Source organism: Streptomyces sp. NPDC059582 (assembly GCF_042735715.1).
Classification (GTDB): Bacteria; Actinomycetota; Actinomycetes; order Streptomycetales; family Streptomycetaceae; genus Streptomyces.
The window spans coordinates 120,997-142,990 of sequence record NZ_JBHWCC010000007.1 but is presented as its reverse complement, the minus strand read 5'-3'; the positions used below and the strand labels follow the sequence as shown (position 1 = coordinate 142,990).

General features: G+C 62.8%; 15 protein-coding genes and 1 pseudogene. 8 read left to right on the top strand and 8 right to left on the bottom strand.

What is annotated here, in order from left to right; all coding sequences use genetic code 11:
• Positions 1–410: 410 nt before the first annotated feature.
• A complete protein-coding gene (locus tag ACFV0T_RS09285) occupies positions 411–1,268 on the bottom strand; it encodes an enoyl-CoA hydratase/isomerase family protein (RefSeq protein ID WP_385776177.1) in 858 nt (285 codons plus the stop codon).
• 119 nt (positions 1,269–1,387) lie between these two features.
• On the opposite strand from ACFV0T_RS09285, the gene ACFV0T_RS09280 reads away from it, so the two are divergent.
• From ACFV0T_RS09280 to ACFV0T_RS09260, 5 genes are all read left to right on the top strand, one after another.
• The gene (locus ACFV0T_RS09280) at positions 1,388–2,317 is read left to right on the top strand and encodes a LysR substrate-binding domain-containing protein (protein ID WP_385776175.1); all 930 of its coding nucleotides are present in this window, start codon (positions 1,388–1,390) and stop codon (positions 2,315–2,317) included.
• Positions 2,318–3,018: 701 nt separating this feature from the next.
• Positions 3,019–3,702 (top strand): hypothetical protein, encoded by a 684-nt coding sequence (locus ACFV0T_RS09275; RefSeq protein ID WP_385776173.1) that lies wholly within the window; start codon positions 3,019–3,021, stop codon positions 3,700–3,702.
• A 724-nt stretch (positions 3,703–4,426) separates the two neighbouring features.
• Positions 4,427–6,361, top strand: coding sequence for a hypothetical protein (locus ACFV0T_RS09270; RefSeq protein ID WP_385776170.1), 1,935 nt, complete (start codon positions 4,427–4,429; stop codon positions 6,359–6,361).
• A gap of 574 nt (positions 6,362–6,935) precedes the next feature.
• On the top strand, positions 6,936–7,586 hold the full coding sequence (locus tag ACFV0T_RS09265; RefSeq protein ID WP_385776168.1) for a hypothetical protein: 651 nt from the start codon (positions 6,936–6,938) through the stop codon (positions 7,584–7,586).
• Positions 7,583–8,095, top strand: coding sequence for a hypothetical protein (locus ACFV0T_RS09260; RefSeq protein ID WP_385776166.1), 513 nt, complete (start codon positions 7,583–7,585; stop codon positions 8,093–8,095). The genes ACFV0T_RS09265 and ACFV0T_RS09260 overlap by 4 nt, the downstream gene beginning before the upstream one ends.
• A gap of 161 nt (positions 8,096–8,256) precedes the next feature.
• Here the strand turns inward: ACFV0T_RS09260 and ACFV0T_RS09255 are convergent.
• Positions 8,257–8,788: pseudogene (locus tag ACFV0T_RS09255) on the bottom strand (transposase); the annotation flags it as partial.
• On the opposite strand from ACFV0T_RS09255, the gene ACFV0T_RS09250 reads away from it, so the two are divergent.
• Positions 8,687–10,063, top strand: a complete 1,377-nt coding sequence (locus tag ACFV0T_RS09250) for a tyrosine-type recombinase/integrase (protein WP_385776164.1) — start codon at positions 8,687–8,689, stop codon at positions 10,061–10,063. The pseudogene ACFV0T_RS09255 and the gene ACFV0T_RS09250 sit on opposite strands and share 102 nt — an antisense overlap.
• Positions 10,064–10,160: 97 nt before the next feature.
• Here the strand turns inward: ACFV0T_RS09250 and ACFV0T_RS09245 are convergent, their stop codons facing one another.
• Positions 10,161–11,045 (bottom strand): pentapeptide repeat-containing protein, encoded by an 885-nt coding sequence (locus tag ACFV0T_RS09245; RefSeq protein WP_385776162.1) that lies wholly within the window; start codon positions 11,043–11,045, stop codon positions 10,161–10,163.
• 856 nt (positions 11,046–11,901) lie between these two features.
• On the opposite strand from ACFV0T_RS09245, the gene ACFV0T_RS09240 reads away from it, so the two are divergent.
• Both ACFV0T_RS09240 and ACFV0T_RS09235 read left to right on the top strand, forming a co-directional pair.
• A complete protein-coding gene (locus ACFV0T_RS09240; protein WP_385776160.1) occupies positions 11,902–12,366 on the top strand; it encodes a helix-turn-helix domain-containing protein in 465 nt (154 codons plus the stop codon).
• A gap of 1 nt (position 12,367) precedes the next feature.
• Entirely contained in the window at positions 12,368–12,934 is a 567-nt protein-coding gene (locus ACFV0T_RS09235; RefSeq protein ID WP_385776158.1) for a PIN domain-containing protein, read from the top strand.
• Between the two features lie 373 nt (positions 12,935–13,307).
• Here the strand turns inward: ACFV0T_RS09235 and ACFV0T_RS09230 are convergent, their stop codons facing one another.
• The 5 genes from ACFV0T_RS09230 to ACFV0T_RS09210 all read right to left on the bottom strand — a co-directional run bounded on the left by ACFV0T_RS09230 (position 13,308) and on the right by ACFV0T_RS09210 (position 21,975).
• Positions 13,308–14,867: a CBS domain-containing protein gene (locus ACFV0T_RS09230; protein ID WP_385776156.1), complete on the bottom strand. Its 1,560-nt coding sequence runs from the start codon at positions 14,865–14,867 to the stop codon at positions 13,308–13,310.
• A gap of 147 nt (positions 14,868–15,014) precedes the next feature.
• The gene (locus ACFV0T_RS09225) at positions 15,015–16,226 is read right to left on the bottom strand and encodes a hypothetical protein (protein WP_385776154.1); all 1,212 of its coding nucleotides are present in this window, start codon (positions 16,224–16,226) and stop codon (positions 15,015–15,017) included.
• 684 nt (positions 16,227–16,910) lie between these two features.
• Positions 16,911–20,027, bottom strand: a complete 3,117-nt coding sequence (locus tag ACFV0T_RS09220) for a type I restriction endonuclease subunit R (RefSeq protein WP_385776152.1) — start codon at positions 20,025–20,027, stop codon at positions 16,911–16,913.
• Entirely contained in the window at positions 20,024–21,205 is a 1,182-nt protein-coding gene (locus ACFV0T_RS09215) for a restriction endonuclease subunit S (protein ID WP_385776150.1), read from the bottom strand. Before ACFV0T_RS09215 ends, ACFV0T_RS09220 begins: the two co-directional genes overlap by 4 nt.
• Entirely contained in the window at positions 21,202–21,975 is a 774-nt protein-coding gene (locus ACFV0T_RS09210) for a hypothetical protein (RefSeq protein ID WP_385776148.1), read from the bottom strand. Before ACFV0T_RS09210 ends, ACFV0T_RS09215 begins: the two co-directional genes overlap by 4 nt.
• Positions 21,976–21,994: the final 19 nt, after the last annotated feature.

Sequence of the window (21,994 nt, the reverse complement as noted above, 5' to 3'; positions counted from 1 at the left end):
AAGAATCTCATGGCCGGAGGATATGGATATTGCGCCTGGTGTTCGACCAAGGAGCGGGAACCGTCGGCAGCACCGGATGGGCCAACTTCTTCCAGCCAGTCCAGTTCCGCGCGGCGCGCGGCGATCCGTTCTAGTACCTCGGGGTCCCATGCCCCGGAGCGTAGGAGCCTCGCGGGCTGGAACGGACCAGAACCCGCGAAGACCTCCCGGCCCGACGATCTGCACGGCAGGCTGCCGCGCGCGACTAGCACGAGCACCCGGGCACGCAACCACACCAGGCCCGTGACCTGCCACTTCACGATGCACACCACTCACTGCGGCCGTGAGCGGCATGAGTTGTTGCTGAGCGATGCCACACCGGGCTGGATCGGTCCGGGCGGGCTACGGGCCGGGGGACAGGAGCCGGCTGACTACTCGGCCTTTGGGTGGTCGTCGAGCAGATCGGCGAGGTGTGCGCCGAATCGGTTCTCCAGGTCGCCTTCCTGCTGCATCCCGCGCTTGAACAGCGAGGCGACTCGCTGTTGGGTTTCGGGCCAGGCAAGGGTGCCGAGGAAGGCGTTGCGGCCGTCGAGGAGCCTGTCGACGGAGGGTAGGGAGACCTGGTTGACGAGGTTCTTTGCCGCCTCGATCGGGCGCCGGTCGAAGGAGGCGAGGCGTTGTGCGAGGGTGTCGACGAAGCCGTCCAGTTCGCTGTCCGGGAGGGACCGGTTGACCCAGCCATAGCGTTCGGCGGTGTCGGCGTCGAAGTCGTCCGCGCCAAGGATGATTTCCAGCGCGCGGCCTCGGCCGGTGAGCAGGGGAAGACGCTCCGTGCCGCCGGCCCCGGGGATGACTCCCGCGCCGACCTCGGGCTGGCCAAGGATGGTGTTCTCGCGGGAGGCGAAGCGCATGTCGCAGGCGAGGGCGAATTCGCTGCCCAGGCCGCGGACGCGGCCGCGGATTTTCGCGATGCTGACCACGGGGGACTTGGCGAGGCGGACGAGGGTGTCCGTAATGATGTTTATGCCGGAAGGGCCACCGCTGTTGGTGTAGTTCCTTGACTTCCCGGTCATGTCGGTGTGGGCAAGGTAGAAGTCGGGGTTCGCGCTTTCGAAGACGACGACGCGGAGGCCCGGGCTGGCGTCCATTCGTGCGAGCAGGTCCTGCAGGGCCTCGAACACGGCCTGGTCGACCACGTTGAGGGGAGGGTTGTTGAACAGGACCCGCCAGTAGGCCGGCGTCTCCTCGCTGATGTGAACGGGGGCCGCCATTTCGTGCACGTCGCTCATATTGATCCTCCTGCTTTAATAGGAGTTCGCGCAGGTCACCGGTTTTGCACTCGGTGAGGCGCGATTTCCGGACCAGTCGACACCAACCTCCGTCATCCTGTCCAATATATGATGGAGTAATGGCCGATATGCTTAATGATATTTCCCTGACTGTGCGCCTGTTGGAGCAGTTTCTGGTCGTGGCCGACGAGAAGCATTTCGGGCGCGCAGCGGAACGACTTGGCATGAGCCAGCCGCCGCTGAGCCAGTCGATACAGCGCCTGGAACGCGGTCTGGGTGTGCGGCTGTTCGAGCGGGGCCCGGGAGGTGTTCGTCTGACTTCGGCGGGTGCGGCCTTCGTCGTGGACGCGCGGCGGCTCCTCGATGCGCAGGAGGCGGCCATCGAGCGGGTCCGACGTGTTGCGAGCGGCCTGGAGGGGGACATCCATGTTGGGTACGTGACCATCCTCAGTCACCTCTACGTGCCCAGACTGCTGCGGGCGGTGGCTGAGGAGATGCCCGGGCTGCGGGTGCACCTGCACCAGGACTCATCGGTCGCCATCGCCGAGAAGGTGCGCTCCGGCACGCTGGACCTGGGGTACCTGCGCGACGCCTCTACCCTGTCGGGCGATCTGGCCAGCGAGGTCTTCGCCGTCGAGCGCCTCACCGCGGCTCTGCCGCAGGATCACCCGCTGGCCGAGGCCGACCAAATCGGGCTGGAGGATCTGCGCGACCACGACTTCGTTCTTCCGAACGTGACGGCCCTTCCCGCTCTGGCCGAACAGGTCCACGTCGCCTGCCGTCAAGCAGGGTTCACTCCCCGCAGACGTGCCGTTGCTGACGACCTCAGCGGCCTGCTCGGCTACGTCGCCTCCGGACTGTGCGTGAGTCTGCTGGCTGAAGGCCTGCGGGACTTCGGCGTCCCCGGGATCGCCTTTGTCCCGGTGCGAGGGTCATTTCCGTATCTGGAGACCACGGTGTTCGCCGTATACCGTCCCGATGCCGACGCGGCAGTCCTCCGCCTACTGGAAGTGATCCGCGCACAGCGACATGACCCGCCGCGACCGTAACGTCCAGTTGCTCGGCGAAGGCCGTGCCCCCGCGCAGGTGATACTCAGGTTGAACTCGTGAAGTCCAGCGGTCTGATCGCGCTGGCGAGTGTGTCGGTGTCGGGTGTATCGCAGATGGTGCGTGAACGCTGAGAGACAACGAGAGAGGGCGGGCGTCAGTGAGACTGACTCCCGCCCTCTTCTCTCGGCATCCGCCCTGGTCAGCGCTTGATCTCTGCTGTTCCTAGGCGAGTGCCCCCGGCAGGATTCGAACCTGCGCACACGGCTCCGGAGCACAATCAGAGATTGACTGACAGGTTGCCTCTGACCAGCCGTTTCCTTGATCTCGGGAACTGCGGGGGTGCCCTCCTGTATCGCAGATAGTGCGAGGTCGGGAGTCGCCTCCGGCTACTGCGTTCGTTGAGAGGTCGGCTCCGCCGACGGGCTGTAACACCCACGGTGTTACAGCCATCTGTGACCGGACTGCCCGGACACCGGCGGTGGAACCAACCCGCTGAGCCCGCGGCCGTACCGTCGGTTCGACCTCGCTCGGCATCTGAGCTGCACAGTCGTGCCGCCAACGGAGCGCTCCCCGGAGAGTCTCGACACGCATTCGACAGGGCACCCAAACCCTGCCGACGCCCTCCTGCATGCGAACGAACCTGGTTCTCCTGTCAGTGCCGCGTGCAACAATGTCTCCCCGTTTCATCATTGGGGGATCGATGGACGAGGTAGGACAAGTAGTTGTTGCCGCTGGGCATTTGGCACTCAAACCGCGAGGCCCCCGGTGGGCCCATGCTTCCCTGTGTGTCCTGGACGCCGTCTTCTCTATCAACGCCCACTACGAGCGGCACACGGTCCCGACCTGCCACCGCTATGCGGTCTGGGCCGGCATCTCACTTCCGCTGTCAGGTAGCGCACAGCTCCCTGTCCCTGACGAGCAACCGCTTCAGGGCTTCGTTGCGCATATCCAGACCCACGGCGAAGAGGCCTTCTCTTCCGAGGTCCTACAGAACAGGCAGCGCACACGGGCAAACCGCGATGCTCCACTGAAGGCGGAGGCTGCCCGCCAGTACGCCGAGCTCCTGGTATCCCACGGCATCGCAACCCTTGCCGATGCCAACGCGCTACTCGCTGACTTCGACAAGCTGAAGGCCACTGAGCGTGACCTCGCCGGGGTTGCCGGCCACGGCTCCGGCGCACGACTCGCCTACCTGTGGATGCTGTTGGGAGACGACAGCCGCATCAAGCCGGACCGTATGGTTCTTCGATGGCTGCAAACAGTGCTGCAGCGCACGGTGACCACGGCCCAAGCGATCAGTATCCTCACTGAGGCTGCGGCGCGCTTGAGGTGCACACCGTGGGAGCTAGATCACGCGATCTGGGAAAACCAGCGGAAGGTCTGACCGCAGCGAATACGTGCGCGCTTCTGTGAGACAGAGTCGACAGCCATTCGCACCCGGCCCCGGAGGGCAGGAGCCGCTGCACGCGTCTTTTCATCGAGGCAGGATGCTTCGGACAGGACGCACGTCCCTTCAGGGAATGTCGGTCTGGGTCTACTGGACTGCAGGTAGCTCAGACGAAGGAGCCGTGCCAGTCGCGTGCCAGATCGTGAGGCGAACAGCGGCCCTGGCTCCCGCTGCGACCAGGGCTCCAACACCACTCCACTGCAGGTCAGGTTCACCGAACAGGTTGTGCGGTTCCGTGAGTACATGCCGACCGCAGATCGGGAGAAGGTCTTGCGCCTTGTCGACAGGGGCGCAGTTGAGCCTGAAGGCGCCGGCAGCCACCTTGCCTGCACGGCCGCGCGTGGCCTGGGGAGACCGCGTCATGGTCCACTACGTCGTGACGAGCTACTTTGTCGCTGTCATCGAAGCTGACATTTGTCGCATGAAGCCGGGATGACACTCCCGTGTTGCGGTCGTGCCGGGACGACCTATGTCAGAACCGCATCTTCGCAGGTGGCGGCTCGTGCTCTATATTCCGCTCCAACGTCTGAGTGCGCCTGGCTCCGACGTCAGGCGGCTGCCGGACACTCATCGCGCCGTGCGTGTCCGGATCCATGTGTGCGTGTATCCGCAGCGCGCCCCAGTCGAAGCGGGCGCGCGGTATGAGGAGGCGACTCTTCGCGTGAGCCCCGTTCACGGATACGACCACCGTCTCGTTCAGACGGCTGTGGTCGGCGACGCCCACTCCGATCACCCGGTGATCCTGCCCATGGACGCCGGCGAATTGGAGGCCTGGCGTCGGCGCCACCCCGGCTACACCTACTGGTGCGGATACGAACTCGGCGGCTGCGGCGGCAAGTTGAGCGACAGGCTGTACCACGACAAGGTGTGCCACTTCGCCCACCAGCCTGGCGGTCCGACGTGCGGCCGTTCTGCGGTGGGCGAGTCCAGCGCGGACCACCTCTTCATCAAGCGGGGCCTGCGCGACCTCCTCGGCAGGGACAGGCAGCGCGGCACCGTGGAGAGCCTGGACCTCGGGTCAAGGCCGGGCGGCGCTGTGGACCTGCACCTGCCCGCAGCCCGTCGCAGACTGCGCTTCCAGCTCGCCGGCCTCGACCACCGGGGCTGGCGAGCGGCCGAGTTGGCCCTTGGCGACGACGTGGACGAGGTCGACTGGTTGTTCGGCACAGACGGCGCCCTCACCCGGGAACTCCTCGCCCGCAAGGGCTACAGTCTGCGGTTCCGGCTGGAGACCGTCGGCGGTGAGCGCCGGGTCCACATCGGGGCCCAGAGCTACGCCGAGCCGGAGGTGCGATGGAGCAGACTGGAGGACTGCCGGATCACGCCCGGCGGTCTGACGGCGCCGGCCATAGAAGCGATACGGCTGGCCCCGCCGCGCCCCAAGCCGTTCGCCTTCTCCGTCGATGGTTCCGTCGTCTTTGCACTCGATCCTGAAGCACCTGCACCCGACAATTCGCCGTTCGCCGCCGAGGGGCGTCGTCTGGTCATGGCCTACGTGAAAGCCATGGACAGCCCCGTCGTCCGCACGGCGCTGTCCCTGCCGGACGACACGGACCTGCCCCCGGCACAGCATGTCTACCGCGCCGGTGACCATGCCCGACTCCTCGTCCAGGAAAACGGAGCATGGGCTCTCCAGCTCGACCGATACGTCCGCCTCGACGCGGCGGAGGCGGCCCGGACGGGCCTGGCGGGTGACCCCCCCGAGCCGCACACGCCTCCTGTTGTCCGGCCGCCTGCGGTGAAAGCACCACCTCAGCCGGCTCAGCCCGTGCGCTCCGTCGCTGCGCGGACGCCCCCGCCAGAGGTTGACAGCGCAAAGGAGAAAGACCCCGGCGTACTGGGCCGCGGCCAGGCCGTCGTCCGCGCTCGCGAGCTACTGCGCGATGCTGCCAAGCACGGTCGTACCCTGCGCTGGGCCAATCTGGCATCGCGACTGGGCGTCCCGTACCCCGACATGCCGGAGAAGGAGCGCGCGGGTTTCCTCATCGAGGTCGACACCCCGCTGTGGGAGAGCAAGCCGGTCCTCACCGCTCTTCTCTGGGACAGGAACTGGCAGGAGCCCGTGTCCTGTCTTCATGCCGTGGTAGTCGGGCTCGGCGTCGCCAGCGCGCAGAATGTGCGGGCCGGTTCGCCTGCCCTGCGTGAGTGGGCGGATCGCGAACGGGACCGTGCCTTCGCAGTACACGCCAGTCCACCACGTGCTGCGCAGCCCCGTATGCCCCTGAAGGGCGCGCAGGCCGTCGCCCATGTGCTGACTAGGAAGCAGACCCGGGAAGTGAACGCGTTGGTCGGCCGCATAGGGGCCACGCGGAACGTGAAGGCGCCGGTGAGCACCCCCGGAGACCGACGCAAGGTCAGCGAGGCGATCGCGAGTCTGGAGGAGAAGGCGGCCCGGTCCGGCACGGAGTCCCAGGTGCCCGCGCAGGTTCACCGGGCGCTTGAGCGCTCCCGCCTGTGGCTGAGGTATGCCATGCCGGGTGCGCATATTCCTGATCCTCTGTCGAACCAGGATCGACAGGCGATCAGGACTTCCATCGGCGGACTCCTGCAGTCGCTGAAGGCCGCGGAGGTGAGGCTGGACGACTACACGCGCTGACCCGCTAACGCGTGAGGGGATCGAGGGCGTTCTCATCGAGTCGCGCGTGTGGGGGCGACTTCGATGCCGAGGCGAACGGCGGTAAGACGCCCGATCCCGAATCGATCGTCCGTTCCCCCTCCCGCAGCAATCGAGTGAGAGCCTGCCCTGGCTGAATGCCAGGCTCACTGGTGTGGGTTTGCGCCGCGGTGTCCGAGTACACGGTTCCGGAGTGATTGTTTGATTACCTCCTGCGCTTCCCCTGACCTGCGGCGGAGGTGGACAGGCGATACCCCGCGACGCGGAGTGTGTCGGACGTGTGTCGCATGGGGTGCAGCGGAGCAGCCGGGAGAGGAAGGCGCCTCCGGCTCCTGCGCCCATTGGGAGGTCGGCTACGCCGACGGGCTGCAACACCCCGGGTGTTGCAGCCGCTCTGAGTTGATGCCCAGGACTCCTGCCATCCCTGCAATCAGCCCGCGCCGGGGGCGACGGGCTCTCCGTATGCCAGCGTCCGCCTTGAGGTGAACGCATGCCTGTCCCGGTTTCGTCGTCGCGACCGGTGTGACCCGGTGCCGCTTCAGGCTAAGCTGCTTGTGTGCTGGCTCAACTGATCGCGCTCGCCTCGGTGTTGGTGGCCCTCATCGCGCCTTTCGCTGTTGAGTGGTTTAAAGGCACAAAATGGAAGGACGAGCAGAATCGCGTCATTGGCGTCAATGCCTGGGCGGAACAATTTAGCCCTACCGGCACTCCGCCGGGTTATTGTCATTTAAAGTACGTGGTGCGGAATAGTTCCCCGAATGACATCACGGACGTCGCCGTTGTTCCGCCAGGTCGGGACAAGCTCCGATTTATTCCCGTGGTGAATGCTGGGGCGCAGGAGGCGGAAGTTGATCCAAATCTTCGACAACTTGACGCAGCCTTTAGTAGTTACCCGGTGGAATTGGTTTTCACTGATAGTTGGAACCTGCTTTGGCATCAACATCGTCGGCTTGAGCGCGTCAAGGCAGTTAATGCCATACCTCGCACCATCCGAGATTATATTCCTCACCCTCGGAACCCTCAAGGTATGGCGACTGCTCGACGAAGAGGGTTGCTGGTGCTTGCTGGGTGTATTGTTGCGGCGATTGTTTCATACGGCGTTTCTTCTTCGGGCCTAGCGGCTCCGAACTCTAATTCACCAAAGAATAAGACCACGGAGTCACCGAACCAGAGCCCTTCGGGTCGGGCGAAGAAGGCGGGGTCATGATGGGACAATTAATCTTGGCCTTTACTTCGCTCGGTACTCTCCTCTTGACCGGAGCGACCACCTTCGTGGCTCTGCTGTCTACGCGGACGCGGCGTCGTTTGGATGCGCGTTCACGAGCGGGGATGGTCTTTGCTCGCTTGGAGGAATCACCGAATGGGCGGGCTGTTTGGGTGCTCGAGAATCGAGGCGAACATGAAATTTATCATGTTCGTCTTGAAGTTCCCGACAGTGAAGTCTCATTCGAGTCGCTGTCTCCCGGTGAGCGGCGGGTGACGGCAGATGAATCGCTTCTCGAAAGTCGGGAGATTCTCGACCCAGTTCTGACCTTTGAAGACGACGAGGGACGGAAGTGGCGTGTCGGGAAATCAGGTGTTACGGAGTCGAATGAAGGCAGCGAGAAGCGTGAGGTAGCTAGATCGCTTACAGCGACAACGCTGGTCACGTTGATTGCCACTATTGCCACACTTTTTACAGCCTTGGCTTCGATCCTGATTTCGCTACAACGCTAGCCTCGATCTTTCGTGACGGTCCGTCGGTTTCTTCGGCGGGCCGTTTCGGTTGTTGAGGTTGGTGGCGGTCAAGTTGATGGCCCGGCTGTCGCGTCGGGTGGGTGCCGGATTCCACGGCTCCGGTTGGGACGATGCTGCTCGCGGGGACGGGATCGTGCTGGTCAGCCGGGGTTCGGGAGAGCGTCGAGCCATGCTAGCGCGGTGGTGATCACGTCGGTCCAGGGCCAGTGGCATGCGAACCTCAGGTGCCAGCGGCGGGCGGTCGTGACGATCTGGGCGGCGGCGGAGAAGAGGCGGAGCCGAAGACGGCGGGCCTCCCACCTGTGGGTTTTGCCGGTCATGGCGAGCATGGGCATCCAGGCGAGCAGGTCTGCGATCTGGACGATCTCCAACCAGATCCGGTTCTGCGCGGTGTCGTGGCAGGGGGAGGTTGCGCAGGCCGGTCGCGCGGGCGGCCCGGATGCGGTCATCGGCCCGTGTCCGCAGGCGGTGGGGGAGTTCGAGTTCGGCGACGGGTCGGCTGGCGGTGTTGGTGGCGAAGCAGGTGATGGGCATGCCGCCGGCGTCCGTGATCCGCGACTGGGCTCCGGGGTGCGGCCGTTCCTTTCGGACGATCAGTCGCATGCACTTCGGCCAGCCATCGAGCATGCTGCCGGTGAGTTCGGCGACCCAGGCTCCGTCGTGGATCTCGCCTTGATCTCTGTTGATGGGTGTGGAGGAGAGCCACGAACTTTGCTCGAGATTGCGAGCGGACAGCCTGAGTCCGAAGTCCGCGCGGCAGCGGAAGCGGCGAAAGCCTCAGCAGAAGAACCGCCGTTGCGGTGGTTCGAGTTCTGCCGCAAGTACGTCGCCGGGCGGTGGCGTACGAGCGCGGCCAAGACCCGAGAGGGCATGGCGGACGGTCTTGCAGCCGTGACGCTCGCCATGGTCAAGCGCGGGGAGGACGTTCCCTCGGATGAGCACTTGCGATTGGCCTTCCGGTGGGGGATCGTGCCTGCGAATGCGGGCGAGGATCCGCCGGCCGACCTCAAAGCCGCGTATGCCTGGCTCACGACGACGGATCGTCCGGTGGCCGAGGTGGCAGACGCTGCGGTGTTCGAGGACGTGCTCTATCGCCTCGGGTACAAGCTGGACGGCACCCCGGCGGCGGGCGACACGTACAGGCGTCGCCGCCGGGCCCTGAACACCGCTCTCGAACACGCGGTCCTCGCGGGCGACCTCTCGGAGAACCCGCTTCAGCGCGCCCGACGCAAGCACGTCGGCCCCAATGACGTAGTGGACCGGCGCATCCTCGTGAACGCCCTACAAGCCCGTCAGTTGCTCGCGGCAGTGTCCTACGTCGGATCGTGGGATCGCTGCCGTGGGAGGCGTCTGGTGGCCTTCTACGCGGTCCTGTACTACGCGGGCCTGCGTCCGGCTGAGGCGGTCGGACTGAGGCGGTCTGACTGCCATCTCCCGGACGCAGGATGGGGCACGCTGACGCTTCGGGAGACGCGTCCCGTCTCCGGTAAGCAGTGGACCGATTCCGGGGAGCGTCACGACCGCCGCGGGCTGAAAGCGCGGGAGGCCAAGAGCGACCGGCCGGTCCCCATCCCGCCCGTCCTGGTGGTGATCCTGCGGGCGCACCTGGACACGTTCGGCACGGCCAAGGAAGGCCGCGTGTTCGGAAACGAGCGTGGGGGCGTGGTCGGCTCTTCTACCTATTGGCGGGTGTGGGAGGAAGCGCGGGAGTACGCGCTTCTACCTGAGCGCGTCGACTCGCCGTTGGCCGGCCGCCCGTACGACCTGCGGCACGCCTGCATCACGCGGTGGCTTAACGCGGGAGTCCCGATCGCCGAGGTAGCCCGGCGAGTCGGCAACTCTCCCGAGGTGATCCATCGCCGGTATCACGGCTGTATCGATGGCCATGAGGAAGCAGCCAATGCGAAGATCACAAAGGTGTTGGAAGAAGACGGAGACACGGCCTAAGCGGTTACGGCGAAGCCATATGTTGATTCTCCTCGACGCCCGACCCCTCGACCAGGCCGAACGGCGAGGGATCAGGGGCGCACTTCACCACATCCCCTTAGCCCAGGCGGCTGTCGGGCCAGATCGTCGCGTCGTCGGTGTGGACACCGGTCACATCGGCCCCGTCCAGGCACGCGTCCGACAGATCGGCCCCCCTCAGGTCGGAGTGCTGTAGGTGCGCGCTGCGAAGGTCAGCGTGCGCCATTCGAGCGCCGCGCAAGTTGGCGTGACGCAGGTCAGCGTGGGCCAACTGCCCGTGCTCTAGGTCGCATCCGGGCATGTAGGCGCGGGAGAGATTCGAGTGCCGAAGATTTGCACCTGCGAGCCGGGCTCGGCCCAAAAGTGCGCGGCGTAGATCCACCCGTGACAAGTACGGCTTGTGTTCGTCGGGGTGTCCCGGACGGCGGCCCAGCACGTACAAGGCAGTCTGCACGTCCGGGGCACGGGCGGTCAGCCAGGGAAGTTGGTCGTCGACCTCGGGCGTGGGATGCTGCGGGCCGTCCGGCGCCCCTACCGGCCATGGCGAATGCTCCCGGACAAACGAGCAAAGAATGTCAGTGACTGTCGGCCGGTCGTTGACTGAATTCTTGGCCACCCGCTCCAACGCATAGATGCCGCCGAGCCGGATGTCGAGGGTGTCGCTTCCCAGGTGATCGATGGCCCGGGTGAAGCGCTCCGTTATTTGGCCCTCTCGGGCGACGCGGAGTTGTTGCCAGCCAGCCGCCGCACCGACGAATACCACCAATCCGCCAAATAATTGCAGTAGTTGGCCGCGGAAGCCGCTTTGGATCTCAAGCTGCGCCTGCTGGGCCGCCATCCTCTGCGCTCCTCCGGGCACCTGGGCCAGCGCGCGCTGGGTCAGCGGCGGGTAGATCAGTTGGGGCAGCCAGATGACCACCGCGAGCGCCGTCAGTACGCCAGCCGTGCCCAGCACACCAGCCACTCGTGGATGCCATCGCACGGTTTGAACGCCTCCCTGTCGTCATGGCCGGATGCGTTACCTTTCCCCGCTTTCTAGCTCTTCAGTCGCCCAAGCGTCGGGAGCCAACGAGAGAAGGGACAGAATCGTGAAGCGCGTTTCCTTCCGCCGCGGCGTGGCATCCACACATGAGCGTGTCGGAAGAGTGTCGTGTGTATCGCAGATAGTGCGCGAACAGTGAGAGAGAACGAGAGAGGGCAGGAACCAGTGAGACTGGTTCCTGCCCTCTTCTGTCGGCATCCGCCCCGGTCAGAGCTTGATTGCTGCTGATCCTGGGCGAGTGCCCCCGGCAGGATTCGAACCTGCGCACACGGCTCCGGAGGGCGCTTGACTTCCGCGCAATGTCCCTGGTCAGGGGCCCGAATCGACCTATGGGGGGTACATCGGTCCACGACCAGTCCATAGTCCACCGCGCTGCGGCACTGGATCCCCTCGTACCTTCGAGTCCTAGGCATGCGAGGCTACGCGGTCCGTAACCGGACAAAGGCGTTCTGTAGCCCTTAGGGCCGTTATCGCCGTCCGGGCCTGCAACCACCAGACGACAAGGCGACGTTCAGGGCCGAGCCGGCGCCAAGCGTCGACGGCGTCTGGAGACGCCGACCGGTCTGATCGCGGCAGCGGGGCACGAAGGGGCCCCTTGCGCGCTCTGAGCTGCGAGGTTGAGCTCTCCACGGCAGCTCCGGCCGGCGCCTGAGGCAGGGCAGGAGGACGCGCACCCAAGAGGTCGGCCGACTTCAGTCGATCCGGAATCGTTACCTGGATCGAGTTGCGTTCGCTTCGTCTGTTGCGAATAATTCGAATACGACAGTGGAGGGACACTATGGGTACTGTCACGGGCAAGAAGATCGAACCAGGCGTGGTCGACGCACACGACGCGCAGCGGGCACTGCGACGGATCAACGATTACCTCTCGCGCACAGCCCAGTGCGACGAGGACATCCAGGTCCACCTGGAAACGGGCGCAACCGACGAAGCTCTCATCCTGCCGCGACCGGTGGCAGAGATGTTCGCATCGATGCTGGCGGCCCTCGCCAATGGGCAAGGTGTCCAGATCATCCCTGTCGATGCGGTGCTGACGACTCAGCAGGCTGCTGACATGCTGAACGTATCCCGCCCGTACTTGATCGGCCTCCTGGAGGCTGGCGAGATTCCTTACACGCTTGTAGGGCGTCACCGCCGCATCCGCTTCGCAGACCTGCATCAGTACCTGCGTGAGGACGACGGGCAGCGCAAGGATGCAGCCGACGAACTGATGGAGCTGGACCAGGAGCTGGGGCTGCTCTGACATGGCATTTGTCGTAATCTACGACGCATGCGTCCTGTACCCCAACACGCTGCGTGATCTGCTGATCCGTGTCAGCTTGAAGGGGTTTGTTCGCGCCAGATGGACCGACATGATCCTCGATGAGGTCGACCGGAACATCGCACAGGACTACAACCTCGCTCCGGAGAAGCTGCAGCGCCGGAGGGCCCTCATGAACAGGGCCATCCGTGACTGCCTGATCACAGGCTGTGAGCCCCTCATTGAGGGGCTCAAGCTTCCCGACCCGGACGACCGGCACGTGCTGGCTGCGGCCATCCAAGCTGGTGCCCAGGTGATCGTTACGAACAATCGCAAAGACTTCCCGTCGGATTACCTCGATAACTGGGGCATTGAGCGTAAGAACGCCGACGAATTCATAATGGACCTCATAGGGCTTGACGATCGTGTTGTGTACGCCTGCGTCCAGGAGATTGCTACTTCTCGACGCCGTCCGCCGCAAACGTTCGAGGACGTGTTGGGTCAACTGGAGAGATCAGGCCTCACAGAGTCTGTGGCCGCTCTGCGCCTTGGCCCGGGATCTGTGAGCTAGACGTCTCAGGTTTGGAGCGAAGCGCTCGGCCGCCATGGTGACAGGCCGGGCGCTTCGCTGACCTGTGGCCCCAGCACGAAACTGCTTCGCCTCGCCCGCGCGTCGAGCCGCTCTTAAGCCGAACATGGGTAGTCAAGTGTCCGCGGCGCAATTTGGTCAGAGGCTCGGCTGAGTCAGAGACAATCCATGGACGCTACAAGCTTCCAGAGCGCAGCCATGCGACCTCTGCCCCGGGGACCTGCAACTTTTCTCGATGGAGAAGATCCGCAGCCTTGGCCAAAACTTCCGGAGGCCCCTTGTGATTCACGCGCCTCTGCTGGTCAGAGCGTCAAAAGCTTTCTGTTAGCGTCGCTGCCCACACATAGTCCGCGGCTTACTCTGTAGGGTCGCGGTCCACTAGCTTGAGGAGCTTGAGCAGCTGCTTTGCCTGTTCGAGCTGTTTCGAGTCTTGCTCCGGGGCGTCGACATCCCAGTGGGCCAGTTGGTTTCGGTACCAGGCGACAGCTTCGAGGCGCTCAACGATATCAGCGCGGTCATAGGGCCAGGCGAGCTTAGTCCAACGCTGCTCGTCATTCACCAGGAAACGATAATTACCGAGAGTCAAGTCCTTAGCGGAGTGGATCTTTTGTGCCTTGGATTTGTCCTTAAAACATGAACGCAATTCGTCGACAGATAGACAGCTGACTGCGCGGCGCAGGCGCCGTTCCACCTCCTCCAGTACGGTGAAGGGTTGGATACGAGCTTGGAGCTCGCCCGCGAGATCGACTGCTGTGAGAATGCCAGTCACAACGTTCTCTGCATCGACCACGATGACGAAACCGTGGCGCTGGATGTCACGGATCCGAGCGAAGAGCTCCTCTTCTTCCCGTGCGGTTGGAGGGTACTGCAAGGCTCGTGCGTCGGCGATGGTGTCCTGTGTACGACCGAGCTTGGCGCGAGCGATGCTCTCCCACGTCACCACACCCACTAGGCGGCGGTGCTGATCGACGACCGGCAGCTGGGAGAAATCGTTCTCCACCATGTGCATGACCGCACGTCCAAGGGACTCTTCCAGGGTTACGGACACCACGTCTGTGGCCAGGGGCAGATTGCCGATCCGCCAGGTGAAGTCTTTGGTTGGCGAGTCGTCCTGGGCTGAAACAGCCGGCGCGCCGCTTTCCTCGTGCGCTTCGGGACCGGCCACCCCTTGAATGGGTTCAGCGGTGTCGAGGGCGGAGACGGTCACGAGACTGTTCAAGTGCCCTGCGGTGAAATGCGGCTCTACGGACAACCCCAGGGTGCGAAGGGCGTGCTCGACGTCTTCGATTGCGTCGGCAGTCCGCCGGGACCAGCCCCACAGTCCTATGAGGTCACGTGCCGTCAGTTGACGGGTGCCGGCCTCGTCGACTTCCTGTTTGAGAGTGGCAGGATCGGCAGGCGGCTGGATGTATCCGGCATAGCCTGGGTCGCTGCCAGTTGCGGCCAGTGCTTCGACACGTTCTACGGCGTTACGGCGGCTTAGTTCGCTGATGGTCAACAGCGACCCCATGCTGTCACGGAGATCCCCGGCGACAGCTGCGCGAGCAACATCGACATTGAGCCACTTCACAGGGCGCACGTGACGGTAGCCGGGCGGGGAGTCGCTGCGGTACTCATAGGCGCCGAGGATGCGACCGATCGAGACTACGCTCTGATACTTCCTGGGCATCACGACCAAGTCCCCGGTTTCTATGATCTTGCAGAACCGCCAGAGCTGGTGGGCCCAGTTGTTAATGGTGTGAACGCCTTCAGTCGGATAGAAGCCGCGAAGCGTCTCGCGAAACTGTTCAGCCGTCTGGTAGGCGGAGAAATCGGCTGTGGTCTCTTCCCAGCCAGCGATCACCAGGTCCTCGTTGAGCGCGGTCTCCTCGCGCTGCCCGAACCGTCCACCGCGTACAGTCCACGCACGTGTCACAGGCCCCCCTCGCCCCACCGCTCCATGCCGCACAAGACTTGAATAGATCCGCCTCCGAATTTAGCGGGCTGGGGAGCCTCATGAGTCAGACATGCACCAAGTCAGTCTTGACCGCGAGCGGTGCCGACGACGGCTTCGCCGACTCGGCTACCAGGGCTCCTGGTAATACCTATCCGGCTCCGTTCCGGGCGGCAGCAGTTCGGCGGCCCGTGAGTTCATGGGGAAGAGTCTGCCCGTCGCAGGGTCGAGGTGGTAGGTGAACGCCCTGGCTTTGTCCGCAAAGGCTGCTGCTGGCCGGCTGATCCCGCCGCTGCTGATCAGGATCAGCCGCTTTGGTACGTCATCGCCGGCCGCCGCAGCCAAGCCGTTCAGCCGCTGGATCTCGGAGGTCGACAGAGTCTTGGTCCGGTCACTCCACTCGATGTGGTATGCGTCGGAGTGGATGGGGCTGTCGGATCCGCCCTCGCGGACGTCTCCGAAGCCGAAGGCCGTGAGTTGCTCTAGAACGACCTCCGCGAGCTCCCCGGGGCCTGGCAACCGCAGTGCCGAGTCGGGTTCGGTTGCGTCCATGCGAAAGATGGATTCCTGCACGTCCGACTGCGGCTCGGCGGATGCGCACGAGGTCTTGGGCGGCTTCCAGGGAGCGCTGCTCTTGACCCATGCCTTCGGCCCGTCGCCAATCAGGTCGGCGACTTGGCTCACGGTGACGTCGGCACGCGGCACGCCGGGTGTTGGGAGTTCCCTGCCCCACAGGCAGTAGCTCAGATCGACACGCCGCCAGGCACCCCACTCCGGGCAATGCATGTCGGCCAGCCAGCCGACGCTGGGCTTGATAGAGACCCGAACGAAGGCGCCGGGGAACTCGGCCTCGACGTAGGCCCCTTCGCGCCTGTCCGCGATGTGGAGTTTGAGCTCGTGGCGCGGTCCGTAGGTGAAGTACGTGTTGCCTGCCGCTACGCGCCGTACGTGCACGCCTCGTTCGACCAGGAGATCGGCGAGCTCGGTCATGTCTGACGGTTCGCTCTCGTGCCAGCGCCACGGTGACGCGACAGGGACGCTGGCGAGGTGGGCTGACGCGTGGGCGTGCACGGCGTCGACGAGCACCTCGTTGGGGGTGGTGTTCAGCGGCCACACGGAGGGCTCGCTGCCCAGCACCGGATCGACGACCAGCCAGACAAACGTGTGGCCGAGCCTGACCAGGGCCAGCCCGGTCCCTTGGTCTCCGGACAGTTTGACCCGCAGGTACATCTGGGGCCCGGCGGAGTTGAAGTAGACCCGGCCGGCCAACTCGGGGTGGCGTTCGAGCAGCATCTGCTCCAGAGCCTGGAAGTGCTGGTGTATGCCGAATGCGGCGACCATGTCACCGGGAGGGAAAGGCAAGGAGAAACGCTCCCTGGGAGTGAGCCGTGCAGTGGGCGATGCCATCAGCGGGGAAGAGTGTAGAGCTCGCCGGATTCCTTGATCAATGCCCTTGGCCGCATACGTTCCCGAACGAGCCGTGATGCCAGCTTCAGCTCGACCGCACCGCCTTGTGGGCATATGGATACGGCTCATGCCCACAAGGCAGTCGGCGCCACGAGGGGCAGCTCGCCCCGCCTTGCCGTCGAGTTGCCGAACCTCGAACGGGTGAAACTCTCCCTGGCCCCCGGCCCTCATCGACCCGACCAAGGCCGCCAACTGCACCAGACGATTGATCAGCCGCTGTCCTCGTGGCGCTAAGGACGGTCGTCACTGTCTTAGCTGCAACAAGCTCCGGAGGGCGCTTCGGTCCCTGGCGTATGCACAGGTCAGCGCCCCCCCATAACGCGGTGGGTCGGAACTCGTCCAAAGATAGTCCACGATCTCTGGCTGCGGACGAGTTTGACGACAAGATCAGCTGTCAGCGGTCATGTGTTGGGTCTATCGGTCGGCTGGCGACGGTTCTCTTCACAGCGCCTGAAGAGGTAGAAGCCAACGGTTTGACCCATGATCGCGACGTTCTGGCCAGAGGACATGAACTTGTCGCGGCTCTCCTGCCCCTGCTCGACAATGACGAAAGAGCCGTTACTGGTAGTTGTTTCCTCCAGCGCCCAGTCCGAAGAACCGCTCGAAGAACTGTGTCAATGTTTCGATCACACGCTTCTTCTTGTCGCTGTGGCCGCCTTGGCGACTGAAACGAGAGACGGGGGGCAGGATCTTTGTAATCTCCGTACCAGTCGTACGGATCTGCCCGTCACGGAACGCGGCCGTGATGAACGCCCGGGTCTGCTCGGGCTTGAGCTTTTGCTCCTCGATGATCGCCGCGAGTTCAGCATCCTGCTTCGCCTCCACGTACGCCTGCCACTGTTCATCGACAGCGCCGTGCACAGACAGCGAGTTCACGAAGTCTTCAACAAGGTCGCGCTTGCTCCGCAAGCTCGGGCTAGCGTCGACCGCACGCGAGATCTGGGCACGAATTTCCTTGTCCTCACCGTCCCCACGCTCGGCCCGCATCTTCTCAACGAGCATCAAGATGTAGTCGACGTTGATCTCGACCTGCTTGACCAGTTCGATCTCGAAGACGACATCCTCGTTGATGCGTTCTTTCTCCGTTGCGGTCTCCGCACGGAACTCGGCGTACAAGTTGAGGTAGACACTGCGGTAGTCCTGGTGCTGGCGATCTGTCAACAGGTCCTGGCCGGCGAAGTCGTCAAACTCGGTCAGGATGTTGTGCAGCCGCAGTACGGCACCGAAAAGGTTGATGAAGTCCTTCTGGGTCTGCTCCCCGAGGATAGGGATGCCAAGCGGGAAGGTCTGTAGGAGCTCGGTAACCTTCTCCACGTACTCGCTGTAGTACTCGCTGTAGGACGGCACGATGACGATGCCCTTGGCGTCCTTGTTCCCGAACAGCTCGAGCGCCGCGTTCGTTTCCTCTTCAAGGTTACGGAAGACGACGATATTCCCGTGGCGTTTGACGGAGTTGAGGATCCGATTGGTGCGAGAGTATGCCTGGATCAAACCATGCATCTTCAGATTCTTGTCGACGAACAGCGTGTTGAGCGTGGTCGCGTCGAAGCCGGTGAGGAACATGTTCACCACGATGACCAAGTCGATCTCGCGGTTCTTCATTCGCTGTGACAGGTCCCTGTAATAGTTCTGGAACTTGTCGGCGCTGGTGTCGTAGCTGGTGCCGAACATCGCGTTGTAGTCCCGGATCGCATCTTCCAGGAACGTGCGCGCATATCCGCTCAGGCCGTCGGTGTCAAACGCCTCGTCGTCAAGAATCCCGTCATCGGTGGCCTCGTTCGCGCCGTAGGAGAAGATGATGCCCACCTTCAGTCGCTTATCCGGGGTGAGCGCCTCCTGCTGATGCTTGAACTGCGAGTAATAGCGCTGTGCTGCCTCGATTGAGGCGGTGGCGAGCAAGGCGTTGAAGCCGCGGACTCGCTTCTTCTCACGAAGCGCCTCTACCTGACGCCTCGGCCGGGTCGATTCCGCAACATTGGCGACAACCGCGTGCTCATAGCTCGTCTGCCGCTTCGTCTTCTGATCGAAGTGCTCCAGGATATACGTCGTGATCTCGCGGAGTCGGCGCACATCCAGCAGGGCGCGCTCGCGATCGATCGCCGAGACCTGCTTATCGTCCGGGTTGCCGACCTTGATCGTGTTGATGTAGTCGATTCGGAACGGCAGGACATTCCTGTCCGTGATCGCGTCTATGATCGTGTATGTGTGCAGCTTGTCGCCGAAAGCCTGCTCAGTGGTTTTCAGCAGCGGGTTCCCGCCGCTCGAGGAGTTGACCGGGAAGATCGGGGTGCCGGTAAAGCCGAACAGGTTGTACCGCTTGAAGGCTCGCGTGATGTCGGTGTGCATGTCGCCAAACTGCGACCGGTGACACTCGTCGAAGATGATCACGGAGTGGCCCGAGAACACTTCGTGTCCCCGGTTCGCTTTGATGAACGTCGACAGCTTCTGGATCGTCGTGATGATGATGCTTGCATTCGGATCCTCCAGCTGCTTCTTCAAGATCGCCGTGGACGCGTTTGAGTTGGCGGCGCCTTTCTCGAAGCGGTCGTACTCGCGCATCGTCTGGTAGTCGAGGTCCTTGCGGTCGACGACGAACAACACTTTCGCGACATCGGGTAGCTTCGATGCCAGCTGCGCAGCCTTGAACGACGTCAGCGTCTTGCCCGACCCGGTCGTGTGCCAGACGTACCCGCCCGCCTCGACGGTGCCAAGCGTCTTGCGGTTCGTCGAGCACTCGATCTTCCGCAAGATCCGCTCCGTCGCCACGATCTGGTACGGCCGCATCACTAGCAGGTCACGGTCGGCTGTCAGCACGCAGTACTTCGTCAGCACGTTCAACAGCGAGTGCTTGGCGAAGAACGTCTTGACGAACGCGGTCAGCTCGGCGATTGGCTTGTTCTGCGCGTCCGCCCACCATGACGTGAACTCGAACGAGTTGCCTGACTTCTTGCCCTTGCCCGCGCTGGCAGCCTTCTGGTTGTCCTTCAAGTGCTTCGAGCGGGTGCTGTTGGAGTAGTACTTCGTCAGCGTGCCGTTGCTGATCACGAACAACTGCACATACTCGAACAACCCAGAGCCTGCCCAGAAGCTATCGCGCTGGTACCGGTTGATCTGGTTGAACGCCTCACGGATGTCCACCCCGCGGCGCTTGAGCTCGACATGCACCATCGGTAGACCGTTGACTAGCACCGTCACGTCGTACCGGTTCGCGAAGCTCGCACCGCCCTCGCCCCGGTCAACCTCGTACTGGTTAATGACCTGCAGACGATTGTTGTGGACGTTCTTCTTGTCGATGAGAGTGATGTTCTTCGTCGAACCATCGTCACGCTTCAGAATCTGAACGTGGTCTTCCTGGACCCGCACCGTCTTCTCGACGATGCCCTCGTTCTGTCCGGCAATCCTGGTAGAGAAGAACGACTCCCACTCGGAATCCGAGAACGACACGTGGTTCAACGCCTCAAGCTGGATCCGCAGGTTAGCGACAAGTTGCACCTCCGATGTGATCGGGAGGTACTCATATGCCTGCGACTCCAGCAGACGGATCATCTCCCGCTCAAGTGCCGTCTCTGATTGGTATGCCGCGGCTCCAGAGGCATCGGGGACGTACTCAGCAACGACGGTACTTTCAGCCGAGACGGCGATCGGGTCGTACTTGCGCGCCTGCGCTTCCCTCATGCCGCCTCCTTGAACGTCAAGAGGTGATCACGGTAGTGCTCGTACTGTTTGCGGCGAAGCGTGATCTCCGCAGGCAGCTCGGATTTAATGTCATTGACGAGAGCCTCGAAATTGTCGAGCGCCTCGACGATCCTCGCCTGCACGGCCAGATTCGGAACTGGAATCTTTATATCGGCGAGCCCGGTTGATGAGAGCCTCTTCACCTTGGCTCGCGACACATAGCGTTCCTTCTGGCGCTGAAAGTTCTTTGTCTGCACTGCATAAGCGACATACTTAGGGTTTAGCGGAGAGGTGAACACAAATGTGTCGTCGTGCGTCGCCACTGGTTCGTTTCCTAGCCACGCAACAGCTTTACCCACGTCTTCAACCGTCTCGCCAACACCAGCGAATACCACGCTACCGGGTTCCGCATATCGGAGTTGATCGCGAAGTTCCACGCGAACGTGCCTAACGGCCTCGTCGGTTGAGGTGCCATATTCGGTATAAATCTCACCGTAGTGGATACTTGGAATTCCATCGTCGACCACGTCGTTCTTGGTAAAACGACGTCCACGAGTAAAGGTTCCAACGTCACCTAGGCGGAGATGCTCCGCCCCCACAGCCTCGCTCACCATCTTGTCTCTGTAGCAAGCATACTGGCGATGGCGCGCCTCCAGCTCTGCCGCCAACTCCGCCCTCAGCTCCACCTCCAGCTGAATGAACTGATCCAGTACTCTAACGATCTCCCGCTGAACCTCGAGAGGCGGGACGGGGATACGGAAATGTGAGTATTTCCCAATCCAGTGTCGGGCGTGATCTTGAGGCTCATACCCAATGCACTGCATCGCGAAGTGGACGTAGCGAAAGAGTGCAGGAACATTAGGTTTAATGGTCAGCATTTTCATGGCTGAAGACTTCGCTTTAAACGGGAAGTCAACCCATCGGAACGCCGTCGTGAAGTCGTCAAAGATCAGCACGGGATGCCCAGCCGAAGCCGAATAGATGCCGTCCACTTCGTTTGTGTAGCCAAGGATGAAAGTCTGGCCTGCCGTCAGTACCGGCGTCTTGTGGTCATTGTGATAGTCGGTCGAGGAGACCAGGTACTTTCCTGGCTGTTCGTAGTCGAGCAACTCTCCGAGAGCCATCGTGGGGACCCCGTCCGGGCACAGCTCCTGAAGCATTTCGTCGATACGGCTCACGCGGCACCTCCTCTTGTGATCTCACCAATGTTCTCGATGTTCCAGCCCAGCTCTTCGATCGCTCGCGCGTATTCGTTGTCACGGCTCACTTCGTCAACAACGCCTAGGACCAATTGGAGGCAGGGCTTGTATTTCTGGAGCGCCTCTTCTTCGCTTGACTCGCCATGAATGATTTCGCTGAGCTCGCGAAACAGCTGATAGCCGTCACTTGAGAAACGTCGCGGAATGATGTTGCGAACTGTATTCACCTTTTCCAGTACCACGGAGAAGGGGATGTTGCGTCCGTTGTGATTCTTCGTGTCAATCTTGGCGATATCGGCTACTTCGAACGTGACGAGCTCGAAGATCTTACGCAGATAGACGATCGATCCGGCACCGAGCTGGTTCTCATAGGCGAGCTGCGCTCGCTTGACCAGATCCGAGAACGGTCCGCGATGGCCGTCAACTCGGTCAGCGCGGTCGCGGAGGTTCTCTGTGTAGCGCTCGATGCGCACTTCCGGAGCGACACCAGAAATATCACTATTGCTGCCGATGAGGAACCATATTTCCACGGATGACCGACACTCGACACATTGCAGTGTGGCGTCGATACTGATTTGATTGTCGCCGAGGCCCAAACACGATAGCTCATCTCCAGACATGAAGGTTCGCTGAGCTTCACAGGCGCGGCAATGGAAATTGCGAAGGACCTTCCCTACTTTGATTCTCTTGTGCTTTCCCCACTTCAATGCGCGCCCGTCGAGAAAACCATCCACTTGCATGGTTGCCACAGTGGGAGCGTCGGAGAGG

Bases quoted from the DNA above. Each gene is read 5' to 3' on its own strand.
- ACFV0T_RS09235 (WP_385776158.1), top strand. From the start codon at position 12,368: ATGGCATTTGTCGTAATCTACGACGCATGCGTCCTGTACCCCAACACG.
- ACFV0T_RS09240 (WP_385776160.1), top strand. From the start codon at position 11,902: ATGGGTACTGTCACGGGCAAGAAGATCGAACCAGGCGTGGTCGACGCA.
- ACFV0T_RS09260 (WP_385776166.1), top strand. From the start codon at position 7,583: ATGATGGGACAATTAATCTTGGCCTTTACTTCGCTCGGTACTCTCCTC.
- ACFV0T_RS09275 (WP_385776173.1), top strand. From the start codon at position 3,019: ATGGACGAGGTAGGACAAGTAGTTGTTGCCGCTGGGCATTTGGCACTC.
- ACFV0T_RS09225 (WP_385776154.1), bottom strand. From the start codon at position 16,226: ATGGTCGCCGCATTCGGCATACACCAGCACTTCCAGGCTCTGGAGCAG.
- ACFV0T_RS09285 (WP_385776177.1), bottom strand. From the start codon at position 1,268: ATGAGCGACGTGCACGAAATGGCGGCCCCCGTTCACATCAGCGAGGAG.
- ACFV0T_RS09220 (WP_385776152.1), bottom strand. From the start codon at position 20,027: ATGAGGGAAGCGCAGGCGCGCAAGTACGACCCGATCGCCGTCTCGGCT.
- ACFV0T_RS09280 (WP_385776175.1), top strand. From the start codon at position 1,388: ATGGCCGATATGCTTAATGATATTTCCCTGACTGTGCGCCTGTTGGAG.